Origin of the sequence: Shewanella sp. (genome assembly GCF_051658185.1) — a bacterium.
Classification (GTDB): Bacteria; Pseudomonadota; Gammaproteobacteria; order Enterobacterales; family Shewanellaceae; genus Shewanella.
Window position 1 is genome coordinate 1 of the sequence record NZ_JBOFMC010000065.1, and the last position, 10,252, is coordinate 10,252.

General features: G+C 48.0%; 9 protein-coding genes and 1 pseudogene. 3 read left to right on the forward strand and 7 right to left on the reverse strand.

Annotated elements, in window-relative coordinates:
* From ACRCZA_RS02745 to rpsB, 7 genes and pseudogenes are all read right to left on the reverse strand, one after another.
* Positions 1-557: pseudogene (locus ACRCZA_RS02745) on the reverse strand (1-deoxy-D-xylulose-5-phosphate reductoisomerase); the annotation flags it as partial.
* A 4-nt stretch (positions 558-561) separates the two neighbouring features.
* On the reverse strand, positions 562-1,419 hold the full coding sequence (locus tag ACRCZA_RS02750) for a phosphatidate cytidylyltransferase (RefSeq protein WP_438672957.1): 858 nt from the start codon (positions 1,417-1,419) through the stop codon (positions 562-564).
* A 20-nt stretch (positions 1,420-1,439) separates the two neighbouring features.
* Positions 1,440-2,267 carry an isoprenyl transferase gene (locus ACRCZA_RS02755; RefSeq protein WP_438672958.1) on the reverse strand — a complete coding sequence of 276 codons (828 nt, stop codon included), beginning with the start codon at positions 2,265-2,267 and terminating at the stop codon, positions 1,440-1,442.
* Positions 2,268-2,349: 82 nt separating this feature from the next.
* Entirely contained in the window at positions 2,350-2,907 is a 558-nt protein-coding gene (frr, locus tag ACRCZA_RS02760; RefSeq protein ID WP_438672959.1) for a ribosome recycling factor, read from the reverse strand.
* 21 nt (positions 2,908-2,928) lie between these two features.
* The gene (gene pyrH, locus ACRCZA_RS02765; protein WP_438672960.1) at positions 2,929-3,666 is read right to left on the reverse strand and encodes a UMP kinase; all 738 of its coding nucleotides are present in this window, start codon (positions 3,664-3,666) and stop codon (positions 2,929-2,931) included.
* Positions 3,667-3,736: 70 nt separating this feature from the next.
* Positions 3,737-4,588: a translation elongation factor Ts gene (tsf, locus tag ACRCZA_RS02770; RefSeq protein ID WP_438672961.1), complete on the reverse strand. Its 852-nt coding sequence runs from the start codon at positions 4,586-4,588 to the stop codon at positions 3,737-3,739.
* 120 nt (positions 4,589-4,708) lie between these two features.
* The gene (gene rpsB / locus ACRCZA_RS02775; protein ID WP_438672962.1) at positions 4,709-5,437 is read right to left on the reverse strand and encodes a 30S ribosomal protein S2; all 729 of its coding nucleotides are present in this window, start codon (positions 5,435-5,437) and stop codon (positions 4,709-4,711) included.
* 257 nt (positions 5,438-5,694) lie between these two features.
* Between rpsB and map the strand changes: the two genes are divergently transcribed.
* The 3 genes from map to dapD all read left to right on the forward strand — a co-directional run bounded on the left by map (position 5,695) and on the right by dapD (position 10,075).
* A complete protein-coding gene (gene map / locus ACRCZA_RS02780; protein ID WP_438672963.1) occupies positions 5,695-6,543 on the forward strand; it encodes a type I methionyl aminopeptidase in 849 nt (282 codons plus the stop codon).
* 99 nt (positions 6,544-6,642) lie between these two features.
* The gene (glnD, locus tag ACRCZA_RS02785; RefSeq protein WP_438672964.1) at positions 6,643-9,225 is read left to right on the forward strand and encodes a bifunctional uridylyltransferase/uridylyl-removing protein GlnD; all 2,583 of its coding nucleotides are present in this window, start codon (positions 6,643-6,645) and stop codon (positions 9,223-9,225) included.
* A 25-nt stretch (positions 9,226-9,250) separates the two neighbouring features.
* Positions 9,251-10,075, forward strand: a complete 825-nt coding sequence (gene dapD, locus ACRCZA_RS02790) for a 2,3,4,5-tetrahydropyridine-2,6-dicarboxylate N-succinyltransferase (RefSeq protein ID WP_438672965.1) — start codon at positions 9,251-9,253, stop codon at positions 10,073-10,075.
* The last annotated feature ends 177 nt before the right edge of the window (positions 10,076-10,252 follow it).

Below are 10,252 nucleotides of genomic sequence, written 5' to 3' on the forward strand. Positions count from 1 at the left end.
CCTGAGCCCGTCAGTAAAATATGTGAAATCCCAGCGGCGGCTAGATCGCAGCGGCCAAGATTGGCCTGTACATCTTGGGGTAAACACTGAAAAATCGCATTGTGCTCACTATCGACTGGCAGCAGCGTGGCGCCAGCACGGATGGCGGCGTCCATAAACAGCTCACCGGACATCACCAGTGCCTCTTTATTGGCAAGCAGCACTCGTTTACCGGCATTAACCGCCGCCAATGTCGGCACTAAACCCGCCGCGCCAACAATGGCAGCCATCACTGTATCCACTTGAGGAGCGGTGACTAAATCCACTAATTCATCCGCGCCACTCGTCACTTGAATCTTAAGCGCGGGTGGTAATTGCGCCTTTAACGCTTGGGCCGCCGCCGCATCGACCATATGGACCACCACAGGTTGATGGGCTAGGCACAGTGCCAGCATCTTCTCGACGCTAGCATGAGCCACTAAACCATAAACCTTATAGGCCTGAGGATTGGTCGCAATCACCTTTAAGGTGCTGGTTCCAATAGAGCCTGTTGCTCCCAAAATCACCATATTTTGCATAGCGTTACATCCAAAATGCAATGTAGATTAGGGTAAATACCGGTAAGGCGGCCGTCAGGCTATCAATACGATCGAGCACTCCGCCGTGTCCGGGCAAGATACTACCGGAATCCTTAATACAAGCGGCGCGCTTAAACATACTTTCAGATAAATCACCAAGGGCTGACACCATAGCGACAAAGAGCGTCACCGCAAGCACAAGCAAGAGTTCTTGTTCCGGCGCGATATACATCACCCCTGCTACCACTAACAGTGTGGTTAGCAGGCCACCAATCAGCCCTTCTAAGGTTTTTGCTGGGCTCACTGCTGGCATCAACTTGGTTTTACCTACCGCTTTGCCGACAAAATAGGCTCCAGAATCGGCGGCCCAAACGATCAGCATCACCAAAAGGACTAAGGAGGGTCCAAAATAAGGGGAAATGTGTGAGCTAATCGATTTGAGAGCAATGAGTGCCACAAAACATGGCACTAAGGTCAGCTGACCAAACATTGATTTTAGCATGGGATTCTTTTGCCAAAATCGTGCACTTTTGGGGTAAGTGATCACTAATAGCAAAGACAACGCCCACCATAGCGCCCCAATATAAATAACCGCTAACAATATGGGATGCAGTTGCCCCTGGAGCCACACCACATCTATCGGCACAAGCAGGTTAATCGCAATCAGTAACACGCCAACGGTACAAGTAAAACTCCACTGAGTTACTTCACATTGGCTGTCGATTATCCGTCCCCACTCTTTTGCCGCAATCAGAAAAACGCCCACTAAGGCCCAAGAAAAATACACCGATGGAAGCAAAAAAATCGCCCCCAAAACTAATGGAATCAACCAAATTGCTGTTATTATACGTTGCTTTAGCAAAAAAAATCCCTCATCACGTTTTACAATGAGCGCATCTCATCAATCTGACTTCCCGTCAAACCAAAACGACGCTGGCGACTCGCAAAAATTGCAATCGCATCATGGAAAGCCTGTTCATCAAAATCAGGCCAAAGGGTGTCAATAAACACCAATTCCGCATAAGCTGCCTGCCACAGCACAAAATTGCTGATGCGACAGTCGCCACCCGTGCGGATCATTAAATCAACTTCACTCTGATTTTGCATGCACAAATGCGCACTCAAGGCCTCTTCGGTGAACTGACTGCTGGTCATTTCACCAATTTCAACCTTTTGTGCCAGTTTTTGCGCCGCTTGAAGAATGTCCCAACGGCCACCATAATTGGCCGCCACATTCAACACCAACCCAGTATTATTGGCGGTTTTTTCCTGCGCCAACTGAATTTGCTTTTGCAAACGAGCTGAAAAACGACTGATATCACCAATGATATTAAGCTTAACCTGATTCTTATCTAGCAGCTTTATTTCCCGCTGTAATACGGTAAAAAACAATTCCATTAACAAGCTGACTTCTTTATCGGGTCTGCGCCAATTCTCACTGGAAAATGCAAATAATGTCAGCGATTGGATCCCCAATTGGCTTGCGGTGCTCACAGCACGTCTTACCGCTTTAACGCCAGCTTTATGCCCCATCACTCGGGGTTTGCCTTGGGTTTGAGCCCAACGACCATTCCCGTCCATAATGATCGCCACATGCTTAGGTAATGACTGCTTTACAAGCTCGGGTAATTGTCCCGGCAAGGTCGTTGGAGTGTATAACTCACTCTCACGCGTCCTAGGGTGCGGATCAAGTTCCACTGTGGATGACATCTAATACAACCCTTTAAAATAGACAAACGCCGTGCAGTATACCCCTACACGGCGCATCAACTCTAGCTTATCGAACCTGAGATTAGACTTCCATCAACTCAATTTCTTTAGCAGCTAAAATTTCATCGACTTTTTTAATGTGTGCGTCGGTGAATTTTTGCACTTCATCTTCAAAGCGGCGAACATCATCTTCAGTGCATTCTTTGGCTTTTTCGAGCTTCTTCACTTCAGAAATCGCATCACGGCGTACGTTACGAATCGCCACGCGGCCACCTTCAGCTTCATGGCGAACCACTTTGATAAAGTCTTTACGACGTTCTTCCGTCAGCGCGGGTAATGGAATACGTAAGGTTGCGCCAGCAGACATAGGATTTAACCCTAAATCTGAGCTCATAATCGCCTTTTCTACCGCTTGAATCGCACTGCGGTCGAACACCGTCACAGACAGCGTACGCGAGTCTTCAACACCGACGTTCGCCACTTGATTCAGAGGCGTCATAGTGCCGTAATAAGACACTTGAATAGAATCAAGCAAACTGGGATGTGCACGCCCGGTACGCACCTTTGCCATTTGGTTTTTAGTGGCGTCAACGCACTTACCCATGCGCTCTTGGGCATCTTTTTTAATATCTGCAATCACGTTAAATGTCCTTTTTGGTCATTAAATAACTTTTTTCGCTCTGATCAATGTGCCTTCTTCTTCACCCATGATCACGCGGCGCAACGCGCCAGGCTTGTTCATATTGAATACTAGGATAGGCATGTCATGATCACGCGCCAAAGTAAAGGCTGCTAAGTCCATTACTTTTAATTCTTTTTCCAGAATTTCACCGTAGGTTAATTCGTCAAACTTAACCGCATCTGGATTTTTCATTGGGTCGTCGGAGTACACGCCATCGACTTTAGTGCCTTTTAGCACGACTTCAGCTTCGATTTCAATGCCACGCAAACATGCGGCAGAATCAGTAGTGCAGAACGGATTACCCGTACCTGCGGCAAAAATCACCACACGGCCTGATTTCAATAAGCTTATTGCCTCAGCCCAATTGTAGTCATCACACACCCCTTTTAAGGGGATTGCCGACATTAGACGAGCATTAACATAGGCACGGTGTAAGGCATCACGCATGGCCAAGCCATTCATCACCGTGGCCAGCATACCCATGTGATCGCCCACCACACGGTTCATGCCTGCTTTTGCTAAGCCTTCACCGCGAAATAGATTACCACCACCAATGACCACACCCACCTGAATGCCTAACTCTACCAGCTCTTTCACTTCTTGAGCCATGCGATCTAACACTTTAGGGTCGATGCCGAAGCCTTCGTCGCCCATCAGTGCTTCGCCACTTAATTTTAGAAGAATGCGTCTAAATGCAGGTTTTGGATTGGTGCTCATAATTTTTATATCCTGGTCATAACAAGACCGCAGCCATTGCTGCGGTCTTGGGGGTATTTAGCGTTGGCGATTAAGCCTTTTTAGAAGCAGCGATTTGAGCAGCAACTTCAGCTGCGAAATCTTCTTCTTTCTTCTCAATACCTTCACCAACTTCTAAACGGATGAAGTTAGTGACTTTAGCGCCTTTCTCTTTCAAGAATTCGCCAACAGTTTTCTTAGGTTCCATGATGTAAGCTTGACCAGTCAGAGAAATCTCACCGGTGAACTTCTTCATACGACCCACAACCATTTTCTCTGCGATGTCAGCAGGTTTGCCTTCATTCATAGAGATTTCGATTTGCAGAGCTTGTTCGCGAGCGACTACGTCAGCTGGAACGTCTTCTGGGTTAACATATTCTGGCTTAGACGCCGCAACGTGCATCGCGATGTGCTTTAACGTTTCGTCATCTGCGTCACCGGTTACAACCACACCGATACGCTCACCGTGGCGATAAGCCGCTAATTTAGCACCGTCGATGTACTCAACGCGACGAACGTTGATGTTTTCACCGATTTTAGCAACCAGTGCAACACGATCTTCTTCGAACTGTGCTTTTAAGTCTTCTAAAGCCACTTTAGATGCTGCAGCAACATCTAACACAGCGTTAGCAAAACCTAAGAAGTTCGCATCTTTAGCAACGAAGTCAGTTTGGCAGTTTACTTCTAACAGTACTGCGAAACCTTCACCGTTTTTGATCAGGATAGTACCGTCAGCAGCGATGTTACCTGCTTTCTTAGCCGCTTTAGCAGCACCAGACTTACGCATGTTGTCAATTGCTAACTCCATGTCGCCGTTGGTTTCTTCTAGGGCTTTTTTACAATCCATCATGCCTGCGCCAGTACGCTCGCGCAGTTCTTTAACTTGGGCAGCTGTAATTGCCATTGTTAAATCCTCTCTAAAAATTCGACTAATTTGCAGATATAAAACAGGGGCCGTATGGCCCCTGTTAACCAATTAACAATCTTGGTTAATAAGGGTGATGAATCTCATCCCGCCTTATTATTATTCGGCTTCTACGAAACCGTCTTGCTCAGCTTGAACCGCTAAATCTTGACCACGGCCAGCGTTAGCTGCTGCAGCAACAGAAGTAGTGTACAGGCGAATAGCACGCATCGCGTCGTCGTTACCAGGAACGATGTAGTTAACACCATCTGGCGCAGAGTTCGTATCAACAACGGCAACAACTGGGATACCCAGGTTGTTAGCTTCTTTAATAGCGATATGCTCGTGGTCAGCGCCGATAACGAATAATACGTCTGGCAGGCCGCCCATGTTCTTAATACCGCCTAAAGATTTCTCCAGCTTTTCAAGCTCACGAGTACGCATCAGCGCTTCTTTCTTGGTCAGCTTGTCGAAAGTACCGTCTACTGATTGGCTTTCCAGTTCTTTCAGACGTTTGATTGACTGACGAACGGTTTTCCAGTTAGTCAACATACCGCCTAACCAGCGGTGATCAACATAGTACTGATCACAAGATAGCGCAGCTTCTTTGATCGCTTCGCCAGCAGCACGTTTAGTACCAACGAATAATACTTTGCCTTTCTTTGAAGCAACGTTGCTGATGAAAGCCAGCGCTTCATTGAACATTGGCACAGTATGCTCAAGGTTGATGATGTGAACACCGTTGCGAGCACCGAAAATGAATGGCTTCATTTTTGGGTTCCAGTAACGGGTTTGGTGACCGAAGTGGACACCGGCCTGGAGCATATCGCGCATTGAAACTGTAGTCATTTCTATTACCTTAAAATTAGGGGGTTAGACCTCCACGTATCCCATGTCTTCGACCCCGCAGTGAACAACTGAGGGCACCCCGAAGAATGTGTCGACACGTGTGTGATTTAGTATTTAGACAAATTGCCATGTATAATGGCCGCCATCTTTAGTATTGCTATCACCCAAAAGAGCATAGATGCTCGAGTCAGGTAATTCATCAAGACTTAAACATAACGGCGCGCTTTATACCACAAACAGCCCTAAAGCACAAATTTTTGCATCGGGATGGCGCGCCAACAGACACCGAAGACACAAGAGAAAACGCAATGAGTATCGTCATTAAGACAGCAGCAGAAATCGACAAAATGCGCGCGGCGGGTAAACTTGCCGCACAAGTATTAGAAATGATTGCCCCCTACGTTAAGGCGGGTGTCAGCACGAATGAACTCAACGATATCTGCGCTAAATATACTGAGGAGCAAGGGGCGATTTCGGCGCCACTCAACTACCATGGTTTTCCTAAATCCATTTGCACCTCGATCAATCAGGTCATTTGTCATGGCATTCCAAATGATCAACCTCTAAAAGACGGGGATATTGTCAATATCGATATCACTGTCATTAAAGACGGTTACCACGGCGACACCTCAAAAATGTTCTTAATCGGTGACGTTAGTCCAAAAGACAAACGCCTGTGCCGCATCGCCCAAGAAAGCTTGTATTTAGCCATTCGTAAAGTCCGCCCAGGGCTAAAACTCGGTGAAATCGGCACCACTATCGAAAAATTCATCAAAGCCAGCAAAACAGGCCTTGAGAAATATTCCATCGTGCAAGATTATTGTGGCCACGGGATTGGTGCAGGGTTCCATGAAGAACCTCAAGTGATGCACTATCGCAACAATGACAACACCATTTTGCGCCCAGGTATGTGCTTTACCATTGAGCCGATGATCAACGCAGGTCGCCACACCACAGTGCTCGATCGTCACGATAATTGGACAGTCACCACCTCCGATGGTAAAAATTCAGCCCAATGGGAACACACCTTACTGGTGACTGAAACCGGTGTCGAAGTACTGACACTGCGCGATGAGGAAGATTTTCCACGCTTTATTAATCACTAATGACGATTAATTTATAAAGACGATAGTTAAGCTGTCCATTCCGTCATATTCGGCCTCAGGGGATAGCCAATAGCCTAACGCATTTACACAAGGGACTCGATGAATACAGCGCTGCTAGCAAAACAATCATTAATCGAACAGAATCAAATGCTTTTAGCAAGATTCAAGGCCAAAACCCCGATTGAAGAGCTAGTCGCTCAGCGCTGTCAGTTTGTTGATTCCCTCGTCAAACAAGCTTGGCAACAACATGGTCTAGACCATTATCCTATCGCCCTGATCGCCGTCGGCGGTTATGGCCGAGGAGAGCTGCATCCGCACTCGGATGTCGATCTGTTATTCCTCTTCGACGGCGAGTTATCTACGGCTGCTAAAACCACACTCAGCGAATTTATCGCCTATTTATGGGATACCAGCCTTGAGATAGGCCACAGTGTCCGCACCCTCAGCGATACCCTAAACCTTGGGCGAGAAGACATTACTATCGCCACCAACTTGCTAGAAGCGCGTTTGCTTTCAGGACCAGAAGCCCTGTTTGACCAGCTTTATGATGCCATTCGCCAGAGCGACTTTTGGACCTCAAGTCACTTCTTTATTGCCAAGCGGGATGAGCAACATGCCCGCCATGCCAAGGCGAGTGCCTTCGACCTTGAACCCAATATTAAAAGCTGCCCGGGCGGCCTTCGAGATATCCAAACCATCGCTTGGGTTGCCATGCGCCACTTTGGCGCCGCTCGCCTAGAAGAATTAGTTCAGTACGAATTTTTAGAACCCGCCGAATTAGAAGAACTGCTCGAATGTCAGCATTTTCTGTGGAAACTGCGTTTTGCTCTGCATATGGCGGTGGGACGCGATGAAAACCGCCTATTATTTGATGTGCAGCGCCAAGTGGCTGAATTAATGGGCTATGAGGATGCCACTCAGCTCGCCGTTGAACAAATGATGAAACGCTACTATCGCACCGTGCGCCGGGTGATGGAGCTCAACGAAATGTTGTTGCAGCTGTTTAAACGAGCCACTCTGGGCCATACCAAGGCCTTAGAAATTCAAGCCATTGATAATCACTACCAGCGCCGCGGTACCTTTATTGAAGCCCTGCATGAAGATCTATTCGACAGCGGTGAAGAAATTGTCCGCCTGTTTGTGCATGTGGCCAAAAACTCCAATATTAAAGGCATTTATGCTCCCACGCTGCGCTCACTGCGCCGTGCTCGCCGGGCACAGCAACAACCCTTGCAAGAAAATCCACTGTGCCGCCAAGCCTTTATGGAGATATTGAAACATCCTCGTGGCATTGCCGCGTTATCGCTTATGCATAAACACGGAGTGCTATCGGCCTATTTACCCGCTTGGCGCCATATTGAAGGCCAAATGCAATTTGACCTGTTCCACGCCTATACGGTGGATGAACACACCCACAGATTGCTGCTCAATATCGAGCGATTTTCCCAAGCCGAGCACAAGGAAGAATTTCCCTTAGGCTCAATTCTCATCAACCAGTTACCGAAAAAAGGCTTATTGGTATTGGGCGCGATTTTTCACGATATCGCCAAAGGCCGCGGCGGCGATCACAGCAAGCTGGGCAGCAAAGATGCGCTGGATTTTTGCAAACTGCATGGCTTAAACGACCACGATGGTCGCTTAGTCGCTTGGCTAGTTGAAAATCACTTGGTGATGTCGGTGACCGCACAACGCCGGGATATTTCCGATCCCGATGTCGTCGCAGACTTTGCCAGTAAAGTCCGCGATGCGGTGCATTTAAGTTACCTGTACTGCTTAACCGTCGCCGATATCTGCGCGACCAACGAAAAAACCTGGAATAACTGGAAAGGCTCACTGCTGCGTGACTTGTATTTTTCGACCCAAAGGGTGCTCGCCCGCGGTAAAGAAAAAACCGTGGATATCCGCGCTAGAGTACGCGAATACCAAGCCAAGGCCAAAAAAGAGCTGCTACGACGCGGCCTTAAAGAAAAAGATCTCGATACCCTGTGGCAACGTTTTAAAGCGGATTATTTTTTACGCCACCAGCCCAACCAAGTGGCCTGGCACGCCGAAGCCATTTTAAAACACAAGCAACAGGATGAACCCTTAGTCCTCATTTCCAAACACACCACGCGTGGCGGTACTGAGCTGTTTGTATACTGCCAAGATAGGCCCAAATTATTCGCGACTGTGATGGCGGTCCTCGACAATAAAAACATCAATGTGCATGATGCTAACATCATGACATCCAAAGATAATTATGCCCTAGACACCTTTGTTATTTTAGAGCAAGATGGCGAGCCAGTCAGTCAACTGTCCCGCATCCAAAGTATCCGTAAATCCCTAGAAAAGGCGCTTTCTAGCGACAACCCCAAGCTGCCACGCTTTCGAAAATTGTCGCGTAAAATGAAACCCTTTAACGTACCAACTCAGGTGAGCTTCCTCGAGAGCAGCCGCCATGGTACCAGCATGATGGAACTTATCGCCTTAGATACCCCGGGCTTATTGGCCAAAGTGGGCGATATTTTTTACCGTTGCAACACCACCTTGCTCGCCGCCAAGATCACCACGATAGGTGAGCGAGCGGAGGACTTTTTTATGTTGCAAACCAATGATGGATTGAAGCTCAATCCAGCCCAAGAACAGGCGCTGACAGAGGCATTAGTGCATGCCCTAAGCACCAACACTACCGCAACAGAGTAATTAACTAAACCAGTGGGAGAAGTAAATGGAGGCTTTACGCCAACGTATTGAGGCCGCTTTTGAAGCGCGCGCCGACATCACACCAAGCACAGTTGACGAGCGCGTACGCAGCGACGTGCAACAGGTCATCAATATGCTCGATAAAGGTGAACTGCGTGTCGCGGAAAAAATCAATGGCCAATGGCATGTACACCAATGGCTCAAAAAGGCGGTGTTACTGTCCTTCCGTATTTTTGATAACGCGGTGATCGACGGTGCCGAAACCAAGTATTTTGACAAAGTACCGTTAAAATTTGCCGAATATGATGAAGCCCGCTTTAAAGCAGAAGCGATTCGTGTTGTGCCGTCAGCCACAGTGCGTAAAGGTTCATTTATCGGCAAAAACACCGTATTAATGCCATCTTACGTTAACTTAGGCGCCTACGTTGATGAAGGCACTATGGTGGACACTTGGGCGACAGTGGGCTCCTGTGCGCAAATTGGTAAAAACGTGCATTTATCCGGCGGCGTTGGGATTGGCGGAGTCCTTGAGCCATTACAAGCCGGTCCAACCATCATTGAAGATAACTGCTTTATCGGCGCGCGCTCTGAGATTGTCGAAGGCGTCGTGGTTGAAGAAGGCTCAGTGATTTCGATGGGCGTGTATATCGGCCAAAGCACCCGCATTTATGACCGCGAGACTGGCCAAGTGCATTACGGCCGCGTGCCTGCGGGTTCCGTGGTGGTCTCAGGCAGCTTGCCATCAGCCTGCGGCAAATACAGCTTGTATGCCGCGATTATTGTGAAAAAAGTGGATGCCAAGACCCGTGGAAAAGTCGGGATCAACGAATTACTGCGTATCGTCGATTAATCGGTAAGCCGATGATTGATGCCTGCGGTGCAGGCCAGCGCAATATCCGTGTTTAATGCCAAGTCTTGCTTGGCATTATTTTTTTAGCCGTGCGTCAGGCAACGCGTTCCCCCTCGTGCACACAACCAAGCCCTACTTTCAAACAATTCAAGTGCACTGAGTCAACCCCAGCGCACT